Origin of the sequence: Actinoplanes oblitus, assembly GCF_030252345.1 — a bacterium.
Classification (GTDB): domain Bacteria; phylum Actinomycetota; class Actinomycetes; order Mycobacteriales; family Micromonosporaceae; genus Actinoplanes; species Actinoplanes oblitus.
Genome location: NZ_CP126980.1, coordinates 1012993 through 1039518, shown reverse-complemented (window position 1 = coordinate 1039518; position 26526 = coordinate 1012993). Strand labels below are relative to the sequence as shown.

At 68.0% G+C, this 26526-nt stretch carries 30 protein-coding genes, 1 tRNA gene and 1 other RNA gene; 14 read left to right on the top strand and 18 right to left on the bottom strand.

Annotation, left to right across the window (positions count from 1 at the left end; genetic code table 11):
- The first annotated feature begins 19 nt into the window (after positions 1 to 19).
- From Actob_RS04695 to Actob_RS04665, 7 genes are all read left to right on the top strand, one after another.
- On the top strand, positions 20 to 1141 hold the full coding sequence (locus Actob_RS04695; RefSeq protein WP_284918821.1) for a type IV pilus twitching motility protein PilT: 1122 nt from the start codon (positions 20 to 22) through the stop codon (positions 1139 to 1141).
- A 2-nt stretch (positions 1142 to 1143) separates the two neighbouring features.
- Positions 1144 to 2376 carry a type II secretion system F family protein gene (locus Actob_RS04690; RefSeq protein WP_284918820.1) on the top strand — a complete coding sequence of 411 codons (1233 nt, stop codon included), beginning with the start codon at positions 1144 to 1146 and terminating at the stop codon, positions 2374 to 2376.
- Positions 2377 to 2475: 99 nt separating this feature from the next.
- Positions 2476 to 3000 (top strand): type II secretion system protein, encoded by a 525-nt coding sequence (locus Actob_RS04685; RefSeq protein ID WP_284918819.1) that lies wholly within the window; start codon positions 2476 to 2478, stop codon positions 2998 to 3000.
- A 40-nt stretch (positions 3001 to 3040) separates the two neighbouring features.
- A complete protein-coding gene (locus tag Actob_RS04680) occupies positions 3041 to 3826 on the top strand; it encodes a prepilin peptidase (RefSeq protein WP_284918818.1) in 786 nt (261 codons plus the stop codon).
- Positions 3827 to 3870: 44 nt separating this feature from the next.
- Positions 3871 to 4896 carry a type IV pilus assembly protein PilM gene (gene pilM, locus Actob_RS04675; RefSeq protein WP_284918817.1) on the top strand — a complete coding sequence of 342 codons (1026 nt, stop codon included), beginning with the start codon at positions 3871 to 3873 and terminating at the stop codon, positions 4894 to 4896.
- Positions 4893 to 5591, top strand: a complete 699-nt coding sequence (locus Actob_RS04670) for a hypothetical protein (protein ID WP_284918816.1) — start codon at positions 4893 to 4895, stop codon at positions 5589 to 5591. The genes pilM and Actob_RS04670 overlap by 4 nt, the downstream gene beginning before the upstream one ends.
- Positions 5591 to 6172: a type IV pilus inner membrane component PilO gene (locus Actob_RS04665; protein WP_284918815.1), complete on the top strand. Its 582-nt coding sequence runs from the start codon at positions 5591 to 5593 to the stop codon at positions 6170 to 6172. Before Actob_RS04670 ends, Actob_RS04665 begins: the two co-directional genes overlap by 1 nt.
- 41 nt (positions 6173 to 6213) lie before the next feature.
- Here Actob_RS04665 and Actob_RS04660 read toward each other — a convergent pair whose 3' ends face one another.
- A complete protein-coding gene (locus Actob_RS04660; RefSeq protein WP_284918814.1) occupies positions 6214 to 7056 on the bottom strand; it encodes an LLM class flavin-dependent oxidoreductase in 843 nt (280 codons plus the stop codon).
- Positions 7057 to 7197: 141 nt separating this feature from the next.
- Between Actob_RS04660 and Actob_RS04655 the strand changes: the two genes are divergently transcribed.
- Together Actob_RS04655 and Actob_RS04650 are read left to right on the top strand one after the other, a co-directional pair.
- A complete protein-coding gene (locus tag Actob_RS04655; RefSeq protein WP_284918813.1) occupies positions 7198 to 7584 on the top strand; it encodes a response regulator transcription factor in 387 nt (128 codons plus the stop codon).
- A 181-nt stretch (positions 7585 to 7765) separates the two neighbouring features.
- The gene (locus Actob_RS04650; protein WP_284918812.1) at positions 7766 to 8191 is read left to right on the top strand and encodes a PLD nuclease N-terminal domain-containing protein; all 426 of its coding nucleotides are present in this window, start codon (positions 7766 to 7768) and stop codon (positions 8189 to 8191) included.
- 143 nt (positions 8192 to 8334) lie between these two features.
- Here the strand turns inward: Actob_RS04650 and Actob_RS04645 are convergent, their stop codons facing one another.
- A complete protein-coding gene (locus Actob_RS04645) occupies positions 8335 to 9141 on the bottom strand; it encodes an S-methyl-5'-thioadenosine phosphorylase (RefSeq protein ID WP_284918811.1) in 807 nt (268 codons plus the stop codon).
- Between the two features lie 125 nt (positions 9142 to 9266).
- Between Actob_RS04645 and Actob_RS04640 the strand changes: the two genes are divergently transcribed.
- Together Actob_RS04640 and Actob_RS04635 are read left to right on the top strand one after the other, a co-directional pair.
- On the top strand, positions 9267 to 9815 hold the full coding sequence (locus tag Actob_RS04640) for a YqgE/AlgH family protein (protein WP_284918810.1): 549 nt from the start codon (positions 9267 to 9269) through the stop codon (positions 9813 to 9815).
- Positions 9816 to 9892: 77 nt separating this feature from the next.
- Positions 9893 to 9965, top strand: a tRNA-Ala gene (locus tag Actob_RS04635).
- A gap of 106 nt (positions 9966 to 10071) precedes the next feature.
- Here the strand turns inward: Actob_RS04635 and Actob_RS04630 are convergent.
- The 3 genes from Actob_RS04630 to Actob_RS04620 form a co-directional block, all read right to left on the bottom strand.
- Positions 10072 to 10323 carry a tyrosine-type recombinase/integrase gene (locus tag Actob_RS04630; RefSeq protein ID WP_284918809.1) on the bottom strand — a complete coding sequence of 84 codons (252 nt, stop codon included), beginning with the start codon at positions 10321 to 10323 and terminating at the stop codon, positions 10072 to 10074.
- A complete protein-coding gene (locus Actob_RS04625) occupies positions 10305 to 10835 on the bottom strand; it encodes a site-specific integrase (RefSeq protein WP_284918808.1) in 531 nt (176 codons plus the stop codon). The genes Actob_RS04630 and Actob_RS04625 overlap by 19 nt, the downstream gene beginning before the upstream one ends.
- Before the next feature lie 108 nt (positions 10836 to 10943).
- On the bottom strand, positions 10944 to 11108 hold the full coding sequence (locus Actob_RS04620; RefSeq protein ID WP_284918807.1) for a hypothetical protein: 165 nt from the start codon (positions 11106 to 11108) through the stop codon (positions 10944 to 10946).
- 328 nt (positions 11109 to 11436) lie between these two features.
- Between Actob_RS04620 and Actob_RS04615 the strand changes: the two genes are divergently transcribed.
- Positions 11437 to 11901 carry a hypothetical protein gene (locus tag Actob_RS04615; RefSeq protein WP_284918806.1) on the top strand — a complete coding sequence of 155 codons (465 nt, stop codon included), beginning with the start codon at positions 11437 to 11439 and terminating at the stop codon, positions 11899 to 11901.
- Between the two features lie 332 nt (positions 11902 to 12233).
- On the opposite strand, the gene Actob_RS04610 is transcribed toward Actob_RS04615, so the two are convergent.
- Positions 12234 to 12419: a hypothetical protein gene (locus Actob_RS04610; RefSeq protein ID WP_284918805.1), complete on the bottom strand. Its 186-nt coding sequence runs from the start codon at positions 12417 to 12419 to the stop codon at positions 12234 to 12236.
- A 387-nt stretch (positions 12420 to 12806) separates the two neighbouring features.
- On the opposite strand from Actob_RS04610, the gene Actob_RS04605 reads away from it, so the two are divergent.
- Positions 12807 to 13622: a mechanosensitive ion channel family protein gene (locus Actob_RS04605; protein WP_328518412.1), complete on the top strand. Its 816-nt coding sequence runs from the start codon at positions 12807 to 12809 to the stop codon at positions 13620 to 13622.
- A 315-nt stretch (positions 13623 to 13937) separates the two neighbouring features.
- Here Actob_RS04605 and Actob_RS04600 read toward each other — a convergent pair whose 3' ends face one another.
- From Actob_RS04600 to Actob_RS04575, 6 genes are all read right to left on the bottom strand, one after another.
- On the bottom strand, positions 13938 to 15155 hold the full coding sequence (locus tag Actob_RS04600) for a cytochrome P450 (RefSeq protein WP_284918803.1): 1218 nt from the start codon (positions 15153 to 15155) through the stop codon (positions 13938 to 13940).
- 82 nt (positions 15156 to 15237) lie between these two features.
- On the bottom strand, positions 15238 to 16656 hold the full coding sequence (gene pntB / locus Actob_RS04595; protein ID WP_284918802.1) for a Re/Si-specific NAD(P)(+) transhydrogenase subunit beta: 1419 nt from the start codon (positions 16654 to 16656) through the stop codon (positions 15238 to 15240).
- Positions 16657 to 16660: 4 nt separating this feature from the next.
- The gene (locus Actob_RS04590) at positions 16661 to 18193 is read right to left on the bottom strand and encodes a Re/Si-specific NAD(P)(+) transhydrogenase subunit alpha (protein WP_284918801.1); all 1533 of its coding nucleotides are present in this window, start codon (positions 18191 to 18193) and stop codon (positions 16661 to 16663) included.
- A gap of 273 nt (positions 18194 to 18466) precedes the next feature.
- Positions 18467 to 19126 carry a LytR C-terminal domain-containing protein gene (locus Actob_RS04585; protein ID WP_284918800.1) on the bottom strand — a complete coding sequence of 220 codons (660 nt, stop codon included), beginning with the start codon at positions 19124 to 19126 and terminating at the stop codon, positions 18467 to 18469.
- Positions 19107 to 19646 (bottom strand): SigE family RNA polymerase sigma factor, encoded by a 540-nt coding sequence (locus Actob_RS04580; RefSeq protein WP_407653564.1) that lies wholly within the window; start codon positions 19644 to 19646, stop codon positions 19107 to 19109. Before Actob_RS04580 ends, Actob_RS04585 begins: the two co-directional genes overlap by 20 nt.
- A gap of 207 nt (positions 19647 to 19853) precedes the next feature.
- Positions 19854 to 20363, bottom strand: a complete 510-nt coding sequence (locus Actob_RS04575) for a HEAT repeat domain-containing protein (RefSeq protein ID WP_284918799.1) — start codon at positions 20361 to 20363, stop codon at positions 19854 to 19856.
- 620 nt (positions 20364 to 20983) lie between these two features.
- On the opposite strand from Actob_RS04575, the gene Actob_RS04570 reads away from it, so the two are divergent.
- Positions 20984 to 21196 carry a type II toxin-antitoxin system HicB family antitoxin gene (locus Actob_RS04570; RefSeq protein WP_284918798.1) on the top strand — a complete coding sequence of 71 codons (213 nt, stop codon included), beginning with the start codon at positions 20984 to 20986 and terminating at the stop codon, positions 21194 to 21196.
- A gap of 565 nt (positions 21197 to 21761) precedes the next feature.
- Here the strand turns inward: Actob_RS04570 and ssrA are convergent.
- The 6 genes from ssrA to ftsE form a co-directional block, all read right to left on the bottom strand.
- Positions 21762 to 22143: a transfer-messenger RNA gene (ssrA, locus tag Actob_RS04565) on the bottom strand.
- A 23-nt stretch (positions 22144 to 22166) separates the two neighbouring features.
- A complete protein-coding gene (locus Actob_RS04560; RefSeq protein ID WP_284918797.1) occupies positions 22167 to 22853 on the bottom strand; it encodes a cellulose binding domain-containing protein in 687 nt (228 codons plus the stop codon).
- Positions 22854 to 22925: 72 nt separating this feature from the next.
- Entirely contained in the window at positions 22926 to 23402 is a 477-nt protein-coding gene (smpB, locus tag Actob_RS04555) for an SsrA-binding protein SmpB (protein ID WP_284918796.1), read from the bottom strand.
- Between the two features lie 38 nt (positions 23403 to 23440).
- Positions 23441 to 24730: a M23 family metallopeptidase gene (locus tag Actob_RS04550; RefSeq protein ID WP_284918795.1), complete on the bottom strand. Its 1290-nt coding sequence runs from the start codon at positions 24728 to 24730 to the stop codon at positions 23441 to 23443.
- 114 nt (positions 24731 to 24844) lie between these two features.
- Positions 24845 to 25720 (bottom strand): permease-like cell division protein FtsX, encoded by an 876-nt coding sequence (gene ftsX / locus Actob_RS04545; protein WP_284918794.1) that lies wholly within the window; start codon positions 25718 to 25720, stop codon positions 24845 to 24847.
- Positions 25721 to 25786: 66 nt separating this feature from the next.
- Positions 25787 to 26467, bottom strand: a complete 681-nt coding sequence (gene ftsE, locus Actob_RS04540) for a cell division ATP-binding protein FtsE (RefSeq protein ID WP_185039700.1) — start codon at positions 26465 to 26467, stop codon at positions 25787 to 25789.
- Between the last annotated feature and the right edge of the window lie 59 nt (positions 26468 to 26526).

Sequence of the window (26526 nt, the reverse complement as noted above, 5' to 3'; positions counted from 1 at the left end):
GAACGAGAGGGCCAGAACGGTGAACACGATCGAGCACGAGGTGCGGCAGCCGGAGGCGGTCGCCACCGCTGACGACCTCGCTGTGCTCGACCAGTTGCTGATCACGCTGGTCGAGTCGCGCGGCTCCGACCTGCACCTGACGGTCGGCTCCCCGCCGATGATGCGGGTCGACGGCTCGCTCCGTCCGGTACCCGGGTACGGCAAGCTGAACGCCTCGGACACCGAGCTGCTGGCCCGCGCGGCGGTCACCCCGCTGCAGTGGGAGACGTTCGAGCGCGAGCAGGAGATGGACTTCGCGCACAGCATCGTCGGCGTCTCCCGGTTCCGCGGCAACCTCTACCGGCAGCGCACCTCGTGCGGCGCGGTCTTCCGGGCCATCCCCCACAAGATCAAGCCGCTGGACGAGCTGGGCATGCCGGAGTCGGTGGGCCGGTTCGCGCACCTGCCCCGCGGCCTGGTGCTGGTCACCGGCCCGACCGGGTCGGGCAAGACCACCACCCTGGCCTCGCTGCTCGACCTGGCCAACCGCAGCCGCGCCGACCACATCATCACCATCGAGGACCCGATCGAGTTCCTCCACCCGCACAAGCGCAGCATCGTGAACCAGCGCGAGGTGGGCGCCGACACCGAGACCTTCGCCAGCGCGCTCAAGCACGCGCTGCGGCAGGACCCGGACATCATCCTGGTCGGTGAGCTGCGCGACCTGACCACCACGGCGACGGCGCTGACCGCCGCCGAGACCGGTCACCTGGTGATGGCGACGCTGCACACGCAGAGCGCCACCCAGACCATCGACCGGATCATCGACATCTTCCCGCCGCACCAGCAGTTGCAGATCCGCGCGCAGCTGGCGGCCAGTCTCCAGGGTGTGGTCACCCAGGCGCTGGCGCCCCGCGCGGACGGCAAGGGCCGGACGGTGATCTGCGAGATCCTCAGCGCGACGCCGGCCATCCGAAGCCTGATCCGGGAGGGCAAGTCGCACCAGATCCCGTCCTTCATGCAGGCCGGCAGCAACGAGGGCATGCTCGCCTTCGACCAGCACCTGGCCGAGAAGGTGCGGGAAGGCGTGATCACCATGCAGACCGCTCTGGAGATCAGCCATTCTCCGGAGGAGCTCAAACGGCTCGTCGGACGGAGCTGACCGTGAGCGTCAACAAGACCTTCACCTACAACACGATCGGACCCTCGGGCAAGAAGTCCAAGGGGACCATCGAGGCCCCCAACGAGGCGGCCGCCACCCACATGCTCAAACAGCGTGGCGAGGTGCCACTCGGGCTGGCCGAGGCCGGGCAGGGTCTGCAGCGGGAGCTGAAGATCCCCGGGCTGGGCAACCGGGTCAAACTCAAGGACCTGGCGGTTTTCGCCAGGCAGTTCGCCACCATGACCTCATCCGGCATGTCGCTGCTGCGCTCCCTCTCGATCATGGAGGAGCAGACCTCGTCGCCGCCGCTGAAGAAGGCGATCGGCGAGGTGCGCGCCGACGTGGCGGCCGGTGGCGGGTTGTCGACGTCGATGGCCAAGCACGACCGGGTGTTCCCGCGCCTGATGGTCGCGATGATCCGGGCCGGCGAGACCGGCGGCATGATCGACCGGGCTCTCGAGCAGATCGCCGACAGCCTGGAGAAGGACACCGCGCTCCGCGGCAAGATCAAGAGTGCGCTGACCTACCCCGCGATCGTGCTGGGCTTCACCTTCGTCCTGATCGCGGCAATGTTGATCTTCATCGTCCCGATCTTCGAGGGGATGTTCAAGAGCCTCGGCGGCGAGCTGCCGGCGATCACCCAGTTCCTGGTCACCACCAGCCACAACATGTGGTGGATCGGGCCGCTCGCGCTGGCCGTCGGCATCGGCAGCACGGTCGCCTACAAGCATCAGCTGCGGACCAGCGCCGAGTTCCGGCTCGCGGTGGACAAGCTCAAGATCCGCCTCCCGGTCTTCGGTTCGCTGTTCCAGAAGCTGGCGATGAGCCGGTTCTCCCGGAACCTCGGCCTGTTGCTGAACGTCGGCGTGCCGGTCATGCAGGCGCTCGCCGTGGTCGGCGAGACCACCGGCAACGAGGTGATCAACATCGCCATGAAGGACATCCAGGGCACCGTCCGCGACGGCCAGCCGATGTCCTCGGCGATGCGGCACCACAAGATCTTTCCCGAGATGGTCAACCAGATGATCGAGGTCGGGGAAGAAAGCGGTCAGATCAGTCAGATGCTCGACAAGGTTGCCGACTTCTACGACAGGGAGGTCGACTCCGCCGCCGAGTCCCTGGCCGCCTCGATCGAACCGATCATGGTGCTCGTCATGGGCGCGGTGGTCGGCGGCATGGTCGTCTGCCTCTACCTGCCGATGTTCACGATCTACCAGAACATCCAGTCGAGCTGACTCGCCCGCGTGCGCTCCCGCACGCCGCAATACCCGGTCGATTCCCGAGGGCCGGCTCTCCCATCCCCGTTCCACCACCTGCCATGAAAGGCACCCCACATGCAGAACGTCATCGACCGCCTGGCCGTCAAGCGCGACGACATCCTCGCCAAGAAGGACGACGACAAGGGCTTCACCCTGATCGAGCTCCTGGTCGTGGTGGTCATCATCGGCGTCCTGGTCGCGATCGCCGTGCCGGTCTACCTGAACTACCGCCAGGGCGCGGCCGACAAGTCGGCGCAGTCCGACGTCCGTGGCGCGATCAGTGCCGTCGAGCAGTACTACACCAACAACGGCAACGCCTACCCGGGTACCGCGCAGCAGGTCGACAACTCCGCCGGCACCCCCGCCACGTCGATCATGAAACTGACCGGCAGCAACGGCGACGCCACCATCACCCTCTCGGACAAGACCAAGATGCAGTACTACCCGGTGCCCGCCACCGCCACCGCCCCCGCCGGCTACCGGGTCTGCGCGGTCAACACCGGCGGCAGCGGCAAGTACTACGTCTACGACAGCGGCCTCGGTGGCTCGGTGAAGGCGTCCAGCTCGATCAACAGCACCAACTTCAACACCTGCGGCTGACGCCTGGCCAAGGCCCGCCGCGAGCCCTCGAGGAGACGCCATGCCGCAGTACCCACTGTTCTGTGTCATCGGCCTCCTCGGGCTCGCGGTGGGCTCGTTCCTGAACGTCGTGATCCACCGAGTCCCCCGCGGCGAGTCGCTGGTCCACCCCGGTTCGCACTGCCCGCACTGCGGCCACGCGGTCCGCAACCGGCACAACGTCCCGGTCCTCGGCTGGCTGCTGCTGCGCGGCCGGTGCGCCGACTGCGCCACCCCGATCAGCGCCCGGTACCCGCTGGTCGAGGCCGGGACGGCAGCCCTCTTCGTCGCGGTGGCCGCCCGTTTCGGCTGGTCCTGGGCCCTGCCCGGCTACCTCTACCTGGCCGCCGTCGCGATCGCCCTGGCGCTGATCGACCTGGACGTGATGCGGCTCCCCGACAAGATCGTCCTCCCCTCGTACGCGGTGGCCGCCGCCCTGCTCGCCCCGGCCGCCCTGCTGGCCGGCGACCCGGCCGCCCTGCTCCGCGGTGCGCTCGCCGCGGCCCTGCTCTACCTGCTCTACCGCGTCCTCGCCGTGTGGGGGATGGGCGGCGGCGACGTGAAGCTCGCCCCGCTGCTCGGCTTCTACCTCGGCTGGCTCGGCTGGAGCGCGGTGGCGATCGGCGCGTTCGCCGGTTTCCTGCTCGGCGGCCTGGCCGGCGCGGTCCTGCTGCTCACCCGGGCGGCCGGGCGCAAGACCCGGGTCCCGTTCGGCCCGTACATGCTGGCCGGCGCGTTCCTCGCGGTGTTCGCCGCGGCGCCGATCGGCGACTGGTACGCCAACCTGCTCACCTCCGCCTCCTACTGACCGATAGCCGGTAGGAAGACGTTCCCGGACAGAAAGGAAGACCGATGGCTGGCGCAACACCGATCGGGCTGGACGTCGGCTCGTCCTCGATCCGGGCCGTCGAGGTCCGTCGCACCAAGGACGACTACACGCTCACCAACTTCGGGCAGATCCCGCTCGCCCCGGGCACCGTGCACGGCGGCGTGGTGCAGGACCCGCAGACCGTCACCAACTCGCTCAAGCAGCTCTGGGCGGCGTCCCGGTTCGGCACCAAGCGGGTGCACCTCGGGGTGACCAACCCGCAGCTGGTGGTCCGCGAGATGTCGATCGCCAACCTGCCGGCCGGCCAGATGCGTCAGGCCCTGCCGTTCCAGGTCAAGGACCAGCTGCCGCTCGCCGTCGAGCGGGCGCTGCTGGACTTCTACCCGCTGGAGCAGCCCGGCAACAACCCGACCGTACGCGGCCTGCTGATCGCCATGCCCAAGGACGCCGTGGTCGACCTGGTACAGGCGGTGGAGAAGGCCGGCCTGCACGTGACCGGCGTCGACCTGGCCTCGTTCGCCCTGCTGCGCGCCGCCTCCCGGCTGGACGCCCAGGTCGAGGCGATCGTCGACATCGGCGCCGACATCACCAGCGTGGTGGTGCACGCCGACGGCGAGCCGCTGTTCGTCCGGACCCTGCCGCGCGGCGGCTCGGAGATCACCGACAGCATCGCCACCCGGCTGGGCATCCCGGCGATCCAGGCCGAGGGCCTCAAGTGCCGGTTCGGCCTGCACGGCGACGGCACACCGGACAGCGTGGCGGCGCTCACCGACGCGGTCCGCCCGCTCGCCAGCGAGCTGCGCAGCTCGTTCACCTACCTGGCCTCCGGCGAACGGCAGAAGCAGGTCACCCGCCTGGCGTTGTCCGGTGGCGGCGCGCTGATGCCCGGCCTCGCCGAGCACCTGCAGGAGCAGCTCGGCATCGCCGTGATGTACGCGGACAGCACCTCCCGCCTGCGCGACACCCGCCGGGCCCGGGAGCGCGGGTTCGACAGTTTCGTGCCGTCGGCAGCCGTGTCGATCGGCCTCACCCTGGGAGCGGGCCGATGAGCACCACCGCCCTGATGCCGCTGGACCCGTCGGTCTCCCCGCAGCAGGCGACCCGGGTGCTGGGCATCCGCGCCAACCTGCTGCCGCAGGACATCACCGACGGGCGGCGGGCCCGCCACACGCGTACCGCCGTGCTGGTCACCGTGGTCCTGGTGCTGGCCGCGCTCAGCGGCTGGTACTGGCAGGCGGCCTCGCTCAAGCAGACCGCCGAGGCGGAGTTCGAGGACGTCACCCGGCAGGTGTCGGCGGTGCAGAAGCAGCAGACCGCGTACACCGAGCTGACCCAGACCAAGAACGCCAACACGGTCCTCTCCGGCGAGCTGACCAAGCTGATGGCCAAGGACCTGTCCTGGCAGACCATGCTCGACCTGGTCCGCAGCACCGGCGAGGAGGCCGGCGCGAACGTGACCGAGGTCAACGGATCGCTGGCCCAGGACGCCGGTGCGCAGGCCGGCAAGAGCGGCGTCGGCCAGCTCACCATCGGTGGCACCGCGAAGGACAAGAAGGCCGTCGCGAAGTACATCGAGGCACTGCTCAAGCTCGAGAAGAAGGGTCTGGCCGACCCGTTCGTCACCAACGTCTCCGGTGCCGACGACGACGACAAGGGTGTCACCTTCAGCCTGACCGTCTCGATCACCGCCAAGGCGTTCTGCGGCCAGTGGAGCACCACCGAGTGCACGACCGGAGGTAAGTGATGAGCGGGCTCCGCTCCGACCGCATCTGGCTCTTCGGCGGCCTGGCCCTGGTCGTCCTGCTGATCGTCGCCGGCTGGTTCGTGATGATCAAGCCGAAGTACGCCGAGGCCTCCGACATGCGCGGGCAGGTCGAGGACGCCACCACCCAGTTCGCCCAGCTGCGCAAGCGCCTGGCCGACCTGAAGGCGGACAATGAGAACCTGCCCGAGTACCAGGCCGACAAGGCCCGGTACGAGAAGGCGCTGCCCACCGCGGACAGCATCCCGGCTTTCCTGCGCCAGCTGCAGACCCTCGGCTCGACGCTCAAGGTGGACGTCAGCGCGTACACCGCGTCCGCCCGCTCCACCTCGGCGGTGGTGAGCACCGTCGAGGAGCTGCCGATCTCGCTGAACGCGACCGGCCGGGTGGCCGACATCAGCAAGTTCGTCGACGCGCTGCAGAACACCCAGCCGCGGGCGGTGCTGATCCGGTCGGCGGTCCTGACGCTGGGCGATCTCGACTCCGCCGAGCTGTCGCTGACCCTCGTCGCCTTCCGCAACACCAGCGCCTCGAACGGCACGACGGTCACCACCACCCAGTGAGCCGGCACCGGCCGGGCCGCCCTCCGGCGGCCCGGCCGGACTCATCCGGCCATCAGCGCGACGGCCGCCTCGAAAGCGGGAACACGGACCGCGTACCGCGTCAGCCCCCAGCGGCGCTCGTTCTCCGCCAGCTTGGCCCGGATCTCCGTCACCGTCCCGGCCAGCACGTACGGCGCGAGCGCCATCTCCGCCTCGCTCAGCTCCGCCTCCGCCGCCCACTTCGCGTACGTGGCGCCCGCGTCCTCGGTGATCTCCAGATGCTGCACCAGCGCCTCCACCGGCACCGCTCCACAGAGCTCCACCTGGGCATCCACGTCCGCCGGCCGCCACCGGACGGTGTGCGAGTGCCCGTCCTCCAGGGTCCGGCCCAGCCCGGTGAGCCCGATCAGGTCGGCGTGGTCCGCGGCCCAGCGCAGCAGCCGGGTGTTGCCGCCGCCGAAGAGCAGCGGGACGCGATCCTGCACCGGCCGGGGCTTGGCCAGGCCGTCACCGGCCAGCATCCGCAGGGTCGTCTCGGCCACCGTGATGCAGTGCGCCACCCGCCCGCGCACGTCCGGCCGCTCCCGCCCGACCGCCGCCCACTCGGCGGGCGTGTGCCCGGCGCCGATGCCGAGGACGGCCCGGCCACCGGAGACCAGGTCGAGGGTGGCGACGTCCGAGGCGAGCAGGAGCGGCTCGCGGATGCCGGCGTTCACCACGTACGACCCGAGCCGCAGGGTGCTGGTGACCGCGGCGGCCGCGGCCAGCGACACGAACGGCGACGCGCAACTGCCCGGGTGGTCGGCGCAGTAGAGGGTGTGGAAACCGGCGGCCTCGGCGCGGCGGGCGAGGTCGAGCCAGCCGGCGGCGTGGTCGGGCTGTGCCTGGAGGGAAAAGGTAGCCATCGCCGGATTCTGCCCAGCGGCCACCGCGACCGCCGCATTCTTCTGCGGACAGCAGAGGTCGCTACCCGACCGCAACCGCGGACTTCTTCCACCGCCCGCCCGGCTGCCGATCAGGAAGGTCCACGAGGAGGAGGCCACCCCATGAACCAGAACCTGATCCTGATCGCCGACGACGACGCCGACGTCCGCGACATGCTCACCGTCAGCCTGGAGGCGGCCGGTTACCGCGCGCTCGGCGCCAAGGACGGCCACACCGCCGCCCGCATCCTCACCGTCGCCAAGCCGATCGGCATGATCACCGACGTCCGGATGCCGGCCATGAACGGTATGGAGCTGTGCCAGTTGGCCCGCAGCACCCCGGCGATCCGCGACATGGCGATCCTCATGGTCTCCGGCAACAGCCACGCCTACGACGTGGACGCCGGTCTGATCTCCGGCGCGGACGGCTACCTGCCCAAGCCACTCGCGCCGAAGCAGCTGGTCACCGAGCTGCAGTCGCTGATCAGCCGCCGCCACCTGGGCGTCTGAGACCCAACGCCGCGCACGGATCCGGCGGCGACCGGGCCGCCGCGATCAAGGACGATTTCCGGTACGCCCGGCTCGCTCGCCGCCCGCCACCCCGGTCCCGGCCCCGGAACCGCGCCGCGGCTCCGGGCAGCGTGACCGCGGGGGACAGTATTTCCCCCGCTCGTTTGGCATCATCTGGCGCGTGATTCGCCTCTACTCGCTTTTCGCGCTGCTCGACCTGGCGCTGGTCGTCATCGCCCTGATCGACTGCCTGGCCACCGAGGAGTTCGCGATCCGCGCCCTCCCCCGGGTCGTCTGGGTGCTGCTGATCCTGCTCTTCTCGCCGGTCGGCCCGATCGCCTGGTTCGTCGCCGGCCGCCCGGCCCGCCCGGTCCGTCTCAGCAACGGCACCACCTGGCGGCCCGGCGCCGGTTTCCCCGAGTCCGAGCGCCCGGTCCGCCGCGGCCCGGTGGCCCCGGACGACGACCCGGAGTTCCTCCGCTCGCTGGCCGCCTCCCGCAAGGAGGACGAGCAGCTCCTGCAGAAGTGGGAAGCCGACCTGCGCCGCCGCGAGGAGGACCTGCGCCGCCGCCAGTCCGACCCGGACGGCCGCGACCGGCAACCGTGACGTGCACCCGTCCGGCTGCCGGCTGTCGCTCCAGGTCGGACGGGCCTCCCGAGCCGGGCGGCGGGCAGCCGGCCGGTCACGGCCGGGTCGAGCGGCGGCTGACCGGCTCCGGGACGCTCACGGCGTACCCGAAACGGGTTTGCTCAGGGAAGGTCGAAGGGAAGCTTGATCCCCTGCAGAGCGTCCTTGCAGGGGCAGGCCCGCTCGGCCGGCAGTTTGGCCACCGCGTCCAGCAGGATGTCGCGCAGGCGGGCCGTGTTCTCCGCGAAGACGCCGAACACCTCCTCCTGGGTTACCCCGTGATCGCCCTCGACGCCCGCGTCGAGATCGGTCACCAGGGCGATGGCGGTGTAGCAGAGGGCCAGCTCGCGGGCGAGCACCGCTTCCGGGTGACCGGTCATGTTCACGATCGTGCCGCCGATCGAGGTGAACCAGCGGGACTCGGCGCGGGTGGAGAAGCGCGGGCCCTCGACGACGACCATGGTGCCGCCGTCGACGGCGTTCACCCGCGCGGCGGAATCCAGCACGGTGGCCCGGCCGGCCGGGCAGTAGGGGTCGGCGAACGACACGTGCACCGCGCCGGTGTCGTAATACGTCTGCTCGCGGCCGCTGGTCCGGTCGATCAGCTGGTCCGGCACCACGAACGTGCCCGGCCCCAGCTCGGGACGCAGGCCACCGACAGCGCACGGCGCGATGATCTGGCGCACCCCGAGCGAGCGCAGCGCCCACAGGTTCGCCCGATAGGGAATCCGGTGCGGCGGGAAGCGGTGATCACGCCCGTGCCGGGGCAGGAAGGCCACGCGCCGCCCGGAAACGGTGGCCACTGTGATCTTGTCGGATGGCGGACCGTACGGCGTCGTCACCTCGTGTTCAATGGCGCCGTCCAGGAGTGCGTACAGGCCGGATCCGCCGATGACGCCGATCTCTGCTGCCGGGGGTGACGGGTTCATGTGCAGACCTTATCGGTGGCCGGAAACTCGGGCTAATGTGCTGAGCATGGCGTTGACGTCAAACGGACGGCAGGTGTTTCGTGTTCGGTGAGGGACAGCGGATCGGAGGCCGGTCGGTGGAGTCGATGACCGGTCAGCTGCTGGTTGCCACGCCGACCCTGAAAGACCCCAACTTCGACCGGACGGTCGTGCTGCTGGTCGCCCACGAGCAGGGCGGCGCACTGGGCGTGGTGCTCAACCGGGCCACCGAGGTCCCGGTCGCCGAGGTGCTCGGCAACTGGGGCGAGCTGGCCGGCGACCCGGCGGTGCTCTTCGAGGGCGGCCCGGTGCAGCCCGAGTCGGCCATCTGCCTGGCTCGCACCCGCCCCGAGGTGAAAAAGCGGGTGACCGGTTTTCATCCGGTGGCCGGTTCGCTGGGCACCCTCGACCTCTCCGCCGACCCGGAGCGGCTCCGGGACAACGTGGCGGGCATCCGCGTGTTCGCCGGTTACTCCGGCTGGTCCGCGGGCCAGCTGGAGGAGGAGATCGCGGCCGGCTCCTGGTTCGTCTTCGACGCCCTCCCCGGCGACCCGTTCGTCGAGCGTCCGGACGACCTGTGGGCCATGGTCCTGCGCCGGCAGGGCGACATCCTGGCCGCCGTCGCGCACTTCCCCCCGGACGTCTCGCTGAACTGAGGGGGGTGCTGCAGGGGCCCCGGAGGGGTGTGTAATATTTCCAGCGTGCCCGGGGGAAACGCCGGGGACAACGGCAAGGGGCTGTGGCGCAGCTGGTAGCGCACCACACTGGCAGTGTGGGGGTCAGGGGTTCGAGTCCCCTCAGCTCCACCCCAGGTCAAGGGCTTGATCGGATCTCCGATCGGGCCCTTTTCCATATCTCCAGAGATCCACAATCTCACGAGATCTCACAACAACTCAGCGGCCCTGTGAGATTTCACGCCGTAGGCTTCTCGGCAGGCGACACGGGCCGGAGCATCCCCGTCAGGGTGGCCCCGGCATCACGCATCGCGTCGTCCTGGCTGTGCACGTACGTCTTCATCGTGAAGCTGGCCGACGCGTGGCCGAGCCACGCCGAGATCGCGGCGATCGGCACGCCACGCAGGTGCATGAGCGTGCCGCAGGTGTGCCGGGTGTCATGCAGCCGGTTCCGCGGCAGGCCGGCCTTCTTCACCCGCCACTCGAACATGTCCGAATACGTCTACGGGTGCACCGGGGCGCCGATCTCGTCGACGACCACGTGCAGCTGCCCGCAGTCCGGGCACGAGCGCCGTACGCGTCGCCCGCCTCCTCCGCCTCGCCGCGCTGACTCAGTTGCAGCGCCGTCAGCTTAGTGACCATGTCGTCATCGAGCGGCAGGGTGCGCTTCGATCGCTCGGACTTCGGTTCGTCCTCGATCACCACGCCGTCGAGGATCGAACGGGTCTTCTGGATCGTGATGGTCCGGTTGATCATGTCGACGTCGCACCAGCGCAGGCCGTACATCGACATCTCCCAAGCGATGGCCACCCAGTCGTTCGCGGTCGCCGCCAGGAACGCGGCCGCCTGGTCGGCGGTCCAAATCGTCATCTCCTTCTGCGTCTGCGCTGGCCGGCCCTGCTTGTCGGTCTTCACCTTCTGCCCGACGTCCACCGTGAAGCGGTAGCGGATCTCGCCCGAGGGAAGCTCGACTTTCTTGAGCGGGTCCGTGCCACGTGGCATCGCGACCCGTCCTTCCGGTGAGATGGGTGTGTGACGCGGCCCTATACAAGCAGGTCAGGGCAGGCGCGTCACACACCCAATGTGGTCAACTTCGATTGTTTTCACCTGCTAATCCCGATCGTCCGCGCCGTTGTCCGGCATCTGGAAGTCCGCAGTGAACCGTCGGCCGCTATCAATTGCGGCGCTGAGGCGGGTCGACTCGCCGGCCCGCATCACTTTGCCCTGGTCCGGTCGGGCATTGTCGACCAGCCGCATGGTCTCGCCGACGGCCACCTGTCGGACTTGCAGAAATACCCGCCTTCCCAATCAGAAAGCACTTCTCGGTTTCTGGCCTGCTCCTTGAGTAACACCCTTAGGGACAGGGCGAGGTAGCAGTTACGCCAACACGCAATGAATCCGCCCAACAACCCTGCGTAATAGGAGACAAGGGCTGGTTTCCTTCCTGAACCTTACAGCCGAGCCGCATCGTGCTCAGTATCGAGGTTGACGCATCGGGGTCGATCCGCCTAGACTTCGCCCGACAAAAGTGATCAATGCTCGCTTCTATTGCAGAGCTTGATCAAATGATTTCGGGTTGCCACCAGGGACCAATGGCCGCCTGATGGTCATCACGAAAGGCGAAGGGTTAGTTTTGCGTAAAACAAAAGCCGCTCTTGCGGTAGCTGCTGGGCTGTTCGCCTCACTTGCTATCGTCCCGCAGGCGGCGTCGGCAGCGTCACCAGTTGCCTGCAAGATGGAACAGTTCAGGCCGACAAAGGGCGGAATTAACGGAACCATCAGCCTGACAATGTGTCGGCGAGGTCATTACGTCGAGGCCATGTATGGCGGGTACGAAAATGAAAGCTCGGAATACTCGCACACTGGACGGATTGTCCTTGAAGACAACAGGGGCCGCAGTTGGATTTCTCCCATAACGCAGGTAAGGCCGGGAGACGAAATCCGAGGCAACATGGAGAACATTCAGCGAAATTGGGACAGCGGGCAGCGGGTTTGCGCCCACTGGGAAATCGTTCATATCCCGAAAGCGCCCATCCGCACCCCCGGCTATGCATGTTGGGCTGCCTGAACTGAATCAGACGACGCGATGCCCCACAGCCAGGCCATTCGTACAGATGGCCATGCGCGTCACACCGTAAGCTGATCTTGGCGAAGGCCGTGTCCCAATTGGGACACGGCCTTCGCAATGCGAGCGCAAGCGGCCAACGACGTGCCTGATTACAGGAGGGCGTTCGCAGCAACGTCCGCGTTCCGGCGCCGAGTGGCCGCGATAGTCCAAGGTGACGACAATTTTATATCGACGCCTAAGGCGACCGCGACGCATAGCGCATCGTAATGTCGTTACGGTCGGCCAACATGGCAAATTTATTACGTCACAGCTGAACGCGTTCTTGATGGTCCTCACTTCCTCGGGCTGAGCGTTATTGCAGATACCCCCAATGCCACTCCCAGCACAAACCCAAGAGTGGGGCCGGTCGCCTTGCTTTCGAAGAATTGAGATCCTATCAACGTTCCAAGGTACCACCCGAGACTGGCAGTCACGACGACGAAAACAACCTTGGCCGTCTTGCCGGCAAAAGCGCGCATGCCTGAATTATATCCCTCCTGCCGACCATGCCGACAGGATGCATGCTCCTGCCTGTGTGATCAAAGGACGAGCGCTCGGCGTTTAACATCTTAGATCGCTGCGTTTGGTGCGCTCCTTAGCCTCTCCCGGTGGAGACGTATCCGCAGCAAGATGGAATACGCCAGGGGCTCGTCGCGAGGTGCTTGCCGATTGCTGCGCCGCCCCCACTTATCGCTGCAAGGTAGCAACCCTGGCACGGTGAGCTGCCACCCGACCTAGCGGTCCGCACCAATGCCGCAAATCTGACAAGTAAGCTTGGTCACATCTTGATGCTCGGGCGAGTGATCCCTCGAACTCGACCTGGATGGGTTCGCTAAGGTTGGCGCTTCCGCGAAGGGAGAGCAAGCATGTGGTCAGCAACGAGGCAAAGTATTGGCGGAAGTACACCTTCCAGCCCCGACTCTGAGTCTTCGCGCCGGCTAGAGCTTGGTCTTCGTCTGCATCTACGGCGAACAATTGTATTAGGCCTGGGGGCATTAGCTACGCTAATCGCCGGACATGCCGTCGGAGGCGTACACACCGCCTCGCTTCGTATGCGACTTATTGCCTACGGGTGCGCGATGCTTACGGGATTGCTCGGGATTGCCGCGACTCGCTCAGCGGCGCGAGAGGTCCAACGTGTGGCATCCGCAAAAGCTGGAGACGCCGCAGGAACTCCGCTGCGCTTCGTGGTGCTGCTAGTCGGCTATTTTACCGTCGCGGTCTCCGTATGCGATCTCGCCGGAATCGAGTTACGACAACTGCTCGTCGGCGGTGCGATAACTGGCGTCGTTCTAGGGCTTGCCGCTCAGCCCGTACTGAGCAACCTATTCGCAGGTCTAGTTCTACTCTTCGCGCGCCCGTACGTCCCTGGGCAGAGGATAAGAGTAATGAACGGATCGATCAACGGTCCGCACATCGGAACCATTTTTTCGGCCGGACTTCTCTACACAGTCCTCGAAACAGATGAGGGCCCGCTTAATGTTCCGAACGCGGCTTTATTGGCGGCGGCAGTCGGTCCGTCGCAGCTAGATGCGCAGACTCCGTCGGGGGAACCCGTGACAACTTCGGAGTCCGAGGATGCTGAATCGGCGGGTCTAGGCGACGAAGATATTGCAGTTATCGCGGGCGTGACGGAATATTCGGATGCTGCGGGCGGGAATCCCCGTGCAAGAAGCTCCTAAGGTCACTGCGCCCGCAACGGGACCACTGATGGGCTCGGTGTCAACATCTGAGCCCTCCTGACCAGGGGAATTGCATCCTTTCCGATATCACACACGTATCACACGTCGTCATCTCACACGCGCTGCGAGATACCGTTAGGCGTGTGACTAGCCCCCGTGTGAGCTGCCGAAACCCGACTCCTGCCGATCACTGCAACTGACATCTTCACACTGGCAGTGTGGGGGTCAGGGGTTCGAGTCCCTCAGCTCCACCCTTGCGAAACGCCCGGACCTCGGTCCGGGCGTTCTGCTTTTCCCACCCTTTTCGGTACGCCGTCAGAAGGTCACCGGCAGCGAGCCGAGCCGGTGACCGATCGGCATGCTCGGCTGCCAGTCCGGCGTCTCGTAAGCCGGCCGCAACTCGGGGCACCGATCCAGCAGGATCCGCATGCACTCGTCCGTCTCCATCCGGGCCAGCGCCGCGCCCAGGCAGTAATAGGTGCCCATGCCGAAGCTGAGATGGCGGTTGGGTTTGCGGGTGATGTCGAAGACGTCCGGGTCGGCGAAGACCTCCGGGTCCCGGTTCGCCGCCATCAGCGCCAGGTAGATGTGTTTCCCGGCCGGTATCGCATGCCCGGCCAGCTCGACCGGCTCGGTGGCGTCCCGGCCGATCACCCCGGCCGGGCCGTCGCAGCGCAGCATCTCCTCGACGGCGAGCGGCATGAGGTCCGGATCGGCCCGGAGCTTGGCCAGCTGGCCGGGGTTGTCGAAGAGCAGCACCAGCCCGTTGGCGATCAGGTTGGCGGTGGTCTCGTGACCGGCGAAGAGCAGCAGCACGCAGTTGGCGACCGCCTCGTCCTCGGTGACGACGCCCTCGGCCTCGGCCGCCATGAACGTGCTCAGCACGTCCTCGCGGGGCTCCCGGCGGCGCTCGGCCGCGATGACCCGCAGGTAGTCGTGCATCTCCAGCATGCTGCGCTGGGCCACCCGCAGCTGCTGGACGTCACCGTTGCCGAAGATCGGCACGATGTCGCGGGACCACGCCTGCAACTGCTCGCGGTCGCTGACCGGCATCCCGAGCAGCTCGGCGATTACGTTCGCCGGCAGCGGATAGGCCAGGTCGCGGACCACGTCCATCTTCCCCTTCGGGGCGACGGCGTCGATCAGCTCGTGGGTGAACTCCCGCACCCGCGGCCGCAACCGGTCCACCATCGCCGGGGTGAAGTACCGCTTGAGCAGCTGCTGGAAGCGCACGTGGTCGGCCGGGACGGTGTGCCCCATCCACATCTCGATGGAGCGCCGGACCGGGGCCAGCTCCTCCTGCTCCGCGGGGGTCAGGCGCTGCAGGACGCGGGCCATGTTGGCGCTGTCCAGCCGCTTGTCGCGCAGCGCGGCGTGCACGTCGGCGTACCGGGTCAGCAGGTAGGCGTCGAACTGGGGCAGCCAGGCGAGCGGACTCTCGGCGCGGACCCGGTGCAGGAAGACGTCCGGGTCGGTCATCGCCTCGGTGGTGAACAGGTCGTAGTCCCGTACTGTCGCGGCATGGTCGCTCATAGCCGCGATTCTGTCCGACCCGAGTGATCGTTATCTATCCCGCCGGGGCCCGGGCGGACACCCGGGACCCCGGCGGCGGCGGTCAGAAGGCGCGCAGGATGTCGTTCACCCGCTCCTTGGCGTCGCCGAAGAGCATCGCGCTGTTCTCCCGGAAGAAGAGCGGGTTCTGTACGCCCGCGTACCCGGACGCCATCGACCGCTTGAAGATGATCACCTCGCCGGCCTCCCACACCTTCAGCACCGGCATGCCCGCGATCGGGCTCGCCGGGTCCTCGGTGGCCGCCGGGTTCACCGTGTCGTTGGCGCCGATCACCAGCACCACCGAGGTCCGGGCGAAGTCGTCGTTGATCTCGTCCATCTCCAGCACCACGTCGTACGGCACCTTCGCCTCGGCGAGCAGCACGTTCATGTGCCCGGGCAGGCGACCGGCGACCGGGTGGATGCCGAACCGGACGTCCACCCCCTTCTCCCGGAGTTTGCGGGTGAGCTCGGCGACGCCGTACTGCGCCTGGGCCACCGCCATCCCGTACCCCGGCGTGATGATCACCGAATCGGCCGAGCTGAGCAGCTTGGCGACGGCGTCCGCCTGGATCTCCCGGTGTTCGCCGTAGTCGGTGTCGTCGGACGGCCCGGCCTCGATGCCGAAGCCACCGGCGATCACCGACAGGAACGACCGGTTCATCGCCTTGCACATGATGTACGACAGGTAGGCGCCGGACGACCCGACCAGCGCCCCGGTCACGATCAGCAGGTCGTTGGAGAGCAGGAACCCGGAGGCCGCGGCGGCCCATCCGGAGTAGCTGTTCAGCATGGACACCACGACCGGCATGTCGCCGCCGCCGATCGAGGCGACCAGGTGCCAGCCGAGCAGCAGCGCGATGGCTGTCACCGCGATCAGCGCCCCGAGCCGCGGGTCGATCACGAACCAGACGGTCAGCGCCACGAAGGCGATCAGCGCGCCCACGTTGAGCAGGTTCTTGCCGGGCAGCATGAGCGGCCGCGACTTCATCCGGGCGGACAGCTTGAGGAAGGCGACGATCGACCCGGTGAAGGTGACAGCGCCGATGAAGACGCCGATGAACACCTCGGCACTGTGGATCCCGAGCAGGTGCTGAGCCCCGAGCGCGGCCGCCTCGGCGCCGGCCGGATCGGCCTCGACGTGCAGGTATCCGTTCCAGCCGACCAGCACGGCGGCCAGGCCGACGAAGCTGTGCAGCAAGGCGATCAGCTCCGGCATCCCGGTCATCTCGACCTTGCCGGCCCGGTACAGGCCGATCGTGGCGCCGATGCCCATCGCCACCAGCAGCAGGGCCAGGCCGGTGCCGCTCAGGTCGCCGACCACCGCCAGCGCCACCGTCGCGACCAGGGCCAGCGCCATCCCGAGGATGCCGAAGAGGTTGCCGAACTTGGCGCTCTCGTGCCGGGACAGGCCGGCCAGCGCCAGGATGAAGAGCAGGGCCGCGACGAGATACGCCGCCTGGGCCGCGGTTTCGATGGTCATCTCGTCAGCTCCTGGTGAACATGGCGAGCATGCGGCGGGTCACCGCGAAGCCACCGAAGACGTTGATGCTGGCCAGCAGGATGGCGATGAACGACAGCGCGGTCACCACCGGCCCACCGTGCCCGAGCTGCAGCAGGGCGCCCACCACGATGATCCCGGAGATCGCGTTGGTCACCGACATGAGCGGCGTGTGCAGCGCGTGGTGCACGTGCCCGATGACGTAGTAGCCGATCACGATGGCCAGCGCGAAGACCGTGAGGTGCACGCGCAGGGCATCCGGCGCGAACGCCGTCAGCAGGAACAGCACCGCCGCGCCGGCGCCGACGAGCAGCAGGTCGCGGCGCGGTCCGGCGGTGGCCGGCTGCGCCTTCGCCTTCGGCTCGGCGATCACCGCGGGAGCCACCGGGGCCGGGGTCGCCGAGACCGACACGGGAGGCGGCGGCCAGGTCAGTTCGCCTTCGCGTACGACGGTGATCGAGCGCTGCACGACGTCGTCGAAGTCGAGTACCAGGCAGCCGTCCCGTTCCGGGGTCATCAGCTTCATCAGGTTCACCAGATTGGTGCCGTAGAGCTGGGACGCCTGGGCGGGCAGCCGGCCGGCCAGGTCGGTGTAGCCGATGATGGTCACGCCGTTCGCCGTGGTGATCACCTCGCCGGCGACCGTGCCCTCGACGTTCCCGCCGTTGGCGGCCGCCATGTCGACGATCACGCTGCCCGGTTTCATGCTGGCCACCATCCGCTCGGTGATCAGCCGCGGCGCCGGCCGGCCGGGGATCAGCGCGGTGGTGATGATGATGTCCACGTCGGTGCACTGCTCGGCGTAGAGCCGGGCGGCCCGTTCGTTGTAGTCGTCGGACATCTCCTTGGCGTACCCGGTCGCGGACACCTCGACGTCCGCCGCCTGCACCGCGAGGTACTCCCCGCCGAGCGACTTGACCTGGTCGGCCACCTCGGGCCGGGGGTCGGTGGCCCGGACTATCGCGCCCAGGCTGCCGGCCGCGCCGATCGCCGCGAGCCCGGCCACCCCGACCCCGGCCACCAGCACCTTCGCCGGTGGCACCTTGCCGGCCGCGGTCACCTGCCCGGTGAAGAACCTGCCGAACGCGTGCGCCGCCTCCACTACCGCTCGATAACCGGCGATGTTCGCCATCGACGAGAGCACGTCCAGCGACTGCGCCCGCGAGATCCGCGGCACCGCGTCCATCGACAGCACCGTGATCGGCCGTCGCGCGAACTCCTGGACCAACTCCTCGTTGAGCCGCGGGCTGAAGACGCCGATCAGCGTCGCCCCGGCCCGCAGCCGGTCCAGCCGGGCCAGTTCCGGCGCGTTGATCGCGAAGAGGATGTCCGCCCGGTACGGATCGCCGAGCGTGGCACCCGCCTCCGCGTAGGCCTCGTCGGAGTAGGACGACCGCCGCCCCGCTCCGGGCTCCACCACGACCTCGTATCCCAGCTTGAGCAACTGGCCCACGGTCGCGGGCGTCGCCGCCACCCGCGTCTCACCGGGGCTGGACTCCCCGAGAACACCAATGATCATTAATCGACTCCCGTGCAGTTCTAGCGACGTTGCCGGACCTACGGCGGAAAACGTGAAGGTGAGTGTCTCCACGTATGCCGACCATGAACGCGTTCAAGGAATGAGCTTGTTACTCGCGAGTAGCTTAACGCCCTCGCATGACCGCTGTCACACTACAACTCATCACATCACTCTCAGTGACCTCAAGCCACTCGTGGGCACCAGACATCCATGCACGAAGGCCCCGGTTCGCGGACATCCGCGAACCGGGGCCGGTGAATCGGGCGTCTCCGTTCAGCCGCCCGGCGAGGGCGTCACGACGATCGAGCACTCCGGCGGCGCCACCGGCTCGCCGATGGCCACCAGGTTCCGATTGGTCTCGGTGGTGGTGGCGAGACGCGTGAAGCCCGCGCCGAGCGTCACCTCGACGGTCGCGTCCGGAAGGCTCGGGTCGAACAGCATGGTCGCCGCGTCGTGCAGCTCCGCCCGCACCAGGACGGCCGCCCCGATCGCGGCCGGTCCGTAGCTCACCGAAGCCGCACCCGACAGGGGGGACCCGGTCGCGCCGTTGAGCACCCTGAAGCGACGTTTCCGCAGTTGATCGGCGGTGGCGTCGATCAGTGCGGCCGGCGCTCCGCCGTCCAGCACCCGGATCCGCACCTTGGCCGGATCGTCCGGCAACATGAGCACGCAGCGCACCTCGCGGTCGGCCGGCACCTCGACGACCGGCGCGTCGCCGCTCGGCAGGTCGCCGGCCGTCGTGGCCGGTTGCCGCGGCCAGGCCAACGCGACGCCGGCACCGGCCGCCAGCACCACGCCGGCCGTCGTCACGGCGGCCAGCTGACGGCGCCTCCGACGCCGGCCGCGGGCACGGATCGCGGCAGCCGGCAGGACCCGGAGGTCGCGGACGTCGGCCTCCAGATCCCGCAGACGGTCAGGCACGGGACGTGACATCACTGATCTCCTGGTCGTTGTCGTCGAGCAGCCGGGCGAGGGCGGTCCGGGCCCGGGAGAGCCGCACCTTGACCGTCCCCTCCGGGACGCCGAGGTCCCCGGCGATGTCGCGGACCGGCATGTCGAGGAGGTAGTGCAGGGTGATGACCTGCCGTTGCGGTTTCGGCAGCCGCTGCAGCGCGTTGACCACCGCCACCCGGTCCGGCGACGGGCTCCCGGTCACCTCGTCGGGCGGCCCCATCCGGGACCGCGCCGCGACCCACCGCCGCAACCCCCGCCAGCGATTGATCAGCAGCCGCGCCGCGACCATCCGCACCCACGCCTCGGGGTCGTCGTACCGGGCGACCCGCGCCCAGTGCTGCCAGGCTCGCGCGAACGCCTCCTGCGCGACGTCCTGCGCCTCCGCCCGATCCCCGCTGACGGCATAGAGGTAGAGCACCACACGACGTACCGCCGCCGTATAGAAGGCATCGAAGTCAGCGCCGTCGTCCCCCGCCATGTCCCCCGCTTCCGTCGGCACCCGCACACCTGAATACACACCGGTCCAGGCCACCGGGTTACCTACGACCCCCGAAAACTTTCAGCGTTTCGTTCTCCCCGCCGGCTCGGGTCCGGACGGGCCCCTTCGGACGAGCCGACGATCCGGCTCGCATGGGCACAGTCGCTTTCAGGGGCGTTCGAAGCGAGGTGAGTAGATGAAACAGCCGGATCCGGGCGGTCAGGTCGCTCAGCTGAACATCTCCAGCAGCGGGTCGATCACCTCGGTCCGCCGCTCCTTGCCCGCGGTGGCGGCCGCGGCCTCCAAACGCGCCCGCACCCGGTCCCAGATCTCCTCGTCGATGTCGCCCTCGATGCCGCTGATCAGACCCAGCGCGGACATTCGGACCTCGTATCCGCCGGTCAAGGCCAGATCGATGAGCAGCTCCAGGATCGGCAGGCAGTCGTAGGGGTCGAGGGCGTAGAGCAGGGTTCCCCGGTGTCCCTCGGTGCTCGGGTCGCGCAGCAGTTCGGCGATGGAGTCGAACGCCTCAGGCATCTCCATGTCGGAGAGTGCCAGCGCGGTGGCGTTGCGAATCGTCGCCTCCGGCGTGAGCCGGAGCAGCTCCAGCAGGCGGGGCGCGGCTTCGGTGGCGCGCCTGCGGCCGATCTCGTCGGCGGCCTCCACGACGGTGTCCGTGTCCTCAGCGGCCAGCCGCTCGATCAGCTCGGGAACCGTCAGATCCTCGATCGTCCTCATGTCACCTTCGGCTTTCCCAGCTGAACCCAACGATCGAGGATCCGCCTCATGTCTTCGATGGTGCCGATGTCGTCGCCGCCATTCTCGAACTTCTTGCCAACTCGGTGGACCCATTTGACGAACTCGTTGTCGCGGTCGTCACGGCTGACCGGGCGATGTCCACCAGCGAATCCCAGGCTGAGGAACTGTCCGGTGGCGGGGGCCGTCCAGTTTGCCGGTGCGACCGATGCGGCTGTCCGCCGTGCCGGTGGGCGCCGACCGGTTGCCGTACGGACCGTAGGTGGAGCCGATGACCGAGCCGGTGGGGTCGGTGAGCAGCCGGGCCGAATCCAGCCGCCTGGTGCAGACGATCCACCGCGCTGTCCCGGCTGGGCTTTGTGTTTCGTCAACGCGACAGCACACCACTAGTCGAATCGGCGCGGGAGTCCCAAGTGCCTCCGTCGCTGCTTCGTCCGAGCGTGCCAGCCGCCAGTGTTGCCCTGACAATTCGACCGAGGTGCTCACCGCTTACTTGAGCCAAATCGAGCGTCTGCGGCCCTACGAGACACTCTCGGGCAGCCAGACATCCTCGGCGACCGCTAAGAATGAGGATCCCTGAGCGCACCCTGCGAGAGAAACCCATGACTCGAACGCTGACCGCCGCGGTTCACCAGGAGGACGACTGGTTCGTCGCTCGGTGCCTTGAGCTCGACGTGGCTAGCCAGGGCGAGACCCTGGATGACGCTCTCGCGAATCTCCGCGAAGCGGTGGAACTTTACCTGGAACAGGTTTCTCCGCCCCAGATCGAGGCGACGCCGTTCGTAACCGCGTTCCAGATCGCCTCGGCCGCATGAGTCCGGCTCTAGCCGACCTCCCTCTCCGCAAGGTAGTAGACGCTCTGAACAGGCAGGTTTCGTCCACGTCCGCACCAAAGGCAGCCACGCCGTCTTCCAGCATCCGAACGGGCGGATCGCGGTGGTCCACCAGCACCCCGCGGTCAAACGAGGGACGTCAGCCTCGATCCTCCGCCAGGCAGGCCTGACCACAGCCGAATCCAGCAGCTACTGCGATGCGGCTTGCAGACTCCTGTCGCGAGCCACCGCGTACCTAGATCTGGTCTCGAAGCGATGCAAGACGGACACCGTCGCGAGCTCGCGCCAAGTGGCGCCAGCCGTTGACCTCATAGCCGGCCAGCGCACGAGAGGCACCCGAAGGCGACACGAAAGTCCGCTGCAATGCTCCGCCGGGCATGACGACCGCGCGGTGGCTGCCCTTCCGATGCTTCCAGATCAACTCCTCGCTCCCGCGATCTCGTGTTGCCGCTGGTCAAGGAGGCCAGAAACGACAGCGGCGGCGCCGTGGGCGCCGCCGCTGCGGGTGAACCGTCCCCCGCTCTCGCGGGTTCAAGTAGTCCTCCACTGGTGGAGGTGCCGGGAATCGAACCCGGGTCCTTCGTTGTTTTGTCAGGGCTTCTCCGAGCGCAGCTCACTATGTCCCTACTCGGCCCTCCGACTCACGTGAGCAAGTTCGGACGACGGGCCCAGTCACTGATTGATCTCGCCGCGCGGTCCCCGTGACCGGGACCGGTTGGCCAGCCTCCTAGCTGATGCCGGCAGCTGGGACGGAGGCGCTCCCAGACCGACAGACCACGCTACTTGCCTCAGGCGGCGAGAGCGTACTGGTCAGCGTCAAACTTAGAGTTGGCGCTTATAAGTTTCCGACGACCGATTCTCGAGACGACGTCGGCTTCCTCGGCTCGCTTCCCCTGTCTCCACGTACGAAGTCGAAACCAGTCACCCCCTGGATTGGTACAGCTCGCCAATCTTAGCTCACCGAACAACTCCCGCCGACAACCGTGCACCCGGTCGGCGTGATCTTGCTGGTCGTCGTCTTGGAGCTCTGGAATCCGACGGTGATGGTGCGGCCGGGCGGGACCGACACGCCGCCGAGGGTGATCGTGCTGCCGCTGCTGCTGCCCCGGGCGTTCCAGGTGCCGCCGAGGCTGACGCCGGCCGGGTAGGTAAGGGTCAGCGAGAGGTCGTGTGCCTGGGATCCCCGGTTGGTGATCTGCACGCTGGCGACGAACGCCCGGTCCCAGGAGCTGACCGTGGAGTACGTCGCGCTCAGGTCCTGCGGGGCCGGCGGCGAGACGGTGGTCTTCGACGGCGACGGCTTCGGGCTCTTGGACGGGCTCGGTGACGCGGAGCTCTTCGACGGCGAGGCGGACGGCGACGCGGAGGCGGACGGCGAGACCGACGGGGACACCGAGGCGGACGGCGATGCGTGGCGCGCCGGCGTGGCGGCCGACGGCGGCGCGGAGAGCAGCGGCGCGGTCGTCGACTCGGCGGCCCGCAGGTCGGCCGAGGGCTGGACGATCACCGGGGTGTCATCGGCCTCGGCCGGGCCACCGGCCCGCACCGCGATCCATACCACCAGGCCGACCAGGAAGGCGGCGGCCAGGCCGAACACCGAGCGGGCGATGAAGAACTGGCGGTCTCTGTGCTTGGACAACGGCCGGTCTCCCCGGTGAAGAGTCGAGCAAGGGGCGAGTGATCAACAAGCCTGGCGGGGCAGGATACCCCGTCAGCTCATGCCCTTGGCACGGCGGCCCATGGCGCGGTTGATCTCGCGCTTGGCGTCCCGTTCCGCCATGTCCTGGCGCTTGTCGTAACTCTTCTTGCCCTTGGCGACGCCGAGCTCGACCTTCGCGTACCCGTTCTGGAAGTAGACCGAGAGCGGGACCAGCGTGACGCCGTCGTCCCGGAGCTTGCCCATGATCTTGTGGATCTCGTCGCGCTTCAGCAGCAGCTTGCGGACCCGGCGGGGCTCGTGGTTGGTCCAGGTGCCCTGGGTGTACTCCGGGATGTGCATGCCGTGCAGGAAGATCTCGCCCTGGTTCTCGTGGCCGAACGCGTCGACCAGCGAGGAGCGCCCGGCGCGCAGCGATTTCACCTCGGTGCCGGTCAGCACCATGCCCGCCTCGTAGGTGTCGAGGATGGCGTAGTCGTGGTACGCCTTGCGGTTGGAGGCGACGAGCTTGCGCCCCTGTTCGCGTGGCATACCAGCAGACCCCCGGATTTATCGATCGACCAGGAAGTCTAACAAAGGCAGGACGGCAGGTAGTTCAGCGGATTCCGGGGCGCTCCGCCGAACCTGGTCTCGAAGTGCAGGTGCGCGCCGGTGGACGCGCCGGTGGAACCGACCCGCCCGATCACCTCGCCCTGCCTGACGTACTCGCCGACGTGCACGTAGATCCGCGATTGGTGGCCGTAACAGGTGGAGAACCCGGTACCCATGACCCGGCCGTGGCTGATGCAGGTGTAGTTGCCGTATCCGCCGTTCCAGCCGGCCTGGATCACCCGGCCGGCCGCCGCGGCCCGGATCGGGGTGCCCGAACCGGCGGCGAAGTCGGTGCCGGCGTGCAGCTGCCAGACCCGGTAGTACGGGTCGTAGCGGTTGCCGAAATCGCTGCTCTTCCAGCCATGCACCGGCATCAGCAGCCGCCCGTGGTACCGGCCGGTGTAACCGGAGTGGGCCTCCCAGCCGCGCATGCTGGAGCGGACCCGGCGTTCGGCGGCGAGCGCCGACCGGTACTCCGCCAGGACGGTGGCCCGCTGGGCGTTCGCCGCGCTGAGCGCCGACCGCCGGGACAGGACGAGCTGGTAGACGTCGCGCCGCGCACGGACCGCGTCGACCTGGGCGGCCTGTGCGGCGCGCAGCTTGGCGGCCGCCTCGGCCTCGGCCGCCTCGGCGGCCCGTTTGGCGGCACCGGCCAGGTCCTGGGCGGTGCGGGCCTCGCGGCGGACGGCGATCAGCCGCCGCATGTCGGCGTTCTCCTGCTGGACCAGCTGGTCGACGAGGCTCATCCGGTCCATCAGGTCGACCGGGCCGGTCGCCGAGACCAGCAGGTTGAGCCGGGTGATCGAGCCACCCATGTAGCTGGAGCGGGCGATCTCGGCGACCCGGTCGCGGGCGTCGGCCACCCGTTGCTGGGCGGCCGCCCAGTCGGCGGCGATCCGCTGGTAGCTCTGCCGGGCGGCGGTGGCCCGGCCGCGAGCGGTGTCCGCCTCGACGCGGGTGGCGATGACCACGCCGCGGGCGACGGCCACCCGGTGCTGGGCGGCCGGCAGGGCGGCCGAGGCGACGGCGAGGCGACGGGCGGCGGCTCGGGCGGTGGCGCCGGCGTTCTCCAGGAGGGCCTCGGCGCGACGGACCGCCGCGGCCGCCCGGGCGGCATCGTCCCGATCGGTGTGGACGGCGGCGGCGACCCGCGGGACGCTCACGGCGTACCCCAAGCGGGTTTGATCTTGGATGGGAAAGACCAGGCCGGTGGCGGTGAGCAGGCAGAGGACGGCGGCCAGGAGGGGATTCGGGCGACGGTACCTCACGGAAAGTCACCGTACTCCGACTAACCGCTCGCAATGCGGTAAATCGCCCTCAAAGCCCACGAAGGCCGCGACCCGGCAGGGGCGCGGCCTTCGTGCGAAAGGTCCCGGAGTGGGTCAGACCTTGAGGTAGAACCGGAGGGTGACCCAGGCGGTCACCGCGCTGACCAGCGCGCCGACGCCGGCCATCAGGGGCAGCATCAGCCAGACGTTCCCGCTCGGCACGGGTGTCAGGATGGCGGTCAGGGCTTGCAGCTTGTTGTCCAGCAGGACGATCTTGCCGATGAACAGCGCGACGAACCCGAGGAGCGCGCCGATCAGGCCGGCGACCACCGCCTCCAGGACGAACGGCGCCTGGATGAACCAGTTCGAGGCGCCGACCAGTTTCATCACGGCGACTTCCCGGCGCTTGCTGTACGCGGCCACCTGGATGGTGTTACCCACCAGCAACAGGGCGGCGAACGCCATCACCGCGGCGACCACGAGGGACATCAGCTGGACCGAGTTGAAGATGTTGAACACCTTCTGCAGGAGCTCGCGCTGGTCGATGATCCGCTGAATACCCTGCTCGCCCTCGAGCGTCTTGGCGAACTGGTCGTAGTCCTCGGGGTTCTTCAGCTTCACCCGGTACGACTCGGGCAGGCTGTTCACGTTGACGGCGTTCACGAAGTCGGGCGAGTCGGCGTAGAGCACCTTGAAGCGCTTGAGCGCCTCGTCCTTCGTCTCGTAGGCGCTCTCCTTGACCAGCGGACTCTCGTCGATCTTCTGCTTGATCGCCTGCTTCTGGCCGTCGGTGACGTTGTCCACCAGGAAGATCGAAACCTCGATCTCGCCGTAGTAGAAGTCCTTCATCCGGTCGACCTGCAGGTACATCAGCACGCTGGCGCCCAGCATGGTCAGCGAGACCGACATGGTGATGATCATGGCGACCGACATGGTGACGTTTCGCCACAGGCCCACCAGGACCTCGTTGAGGACATACTTCACGCGCATCGGGGGGATCCTTCCGGGACTCCGCGTGTCACTGGTTCAGCGTTGGTTGGGATGACGGAGCCGGTCTCAGCCGTAAACACCGCGCGCCTGGTCACGGACGATCCGCCCGCTCTCGATCTCGATGACCCGGCGGCGCATCTGGTTGACGATGTTGGAGTCGTGCGTGACCATCACGACGGTCGTGCCGGTCCGGTTGATCCGGTCCAGCAGCCGCATGATCTCGATCGAGGTGTCCGGGTCGAGGTTACCGGTGGGCTCGTCGGCGAGCAGGATCAGCGGGCGGTTCACGAAGGCCCGGGCCACCGCGACACGCTGCTGCTCACCACCGGAGAGCTCGTGCGGGTAGCGGTGCTCCTTGCCGCCGAGGCCGACCAGCTCGAGCACCTCGGGAACGACGCGCCGGGCGACGGCCTTGGTCTTACCGATCACCTCAAGGGCAAACGCGACATTTTCGTACGCGGTGCGGTTGGGCAGCAACCGGAAGTCCTGGAAGACGCAGCCGATCGAGCGGCGGAACTGCGGGATCTTCCAGGAGCGCAGCGTGGTGACGTCCTTGGCGTTCACCACCACCTTGCCGCGGGTCGCCTGGACCTCCTTCAGCAGCAGCTTGATGATCGTCGACTTGCCAGAACCGGAGGGGCCGATGAAGAAGACGAACTCACCCTTCTCGATCCCGACGCTGACATTGTCCAACGACGGCCGAGACGCCTTCGGATACGTCTTCGTCACGTTCTCGAGCTGAATCACGGGACTGGAGTCTACGCGGTGTAACGAAATCGCCAAGTCCGCTGGGGTCGGGAATCTTC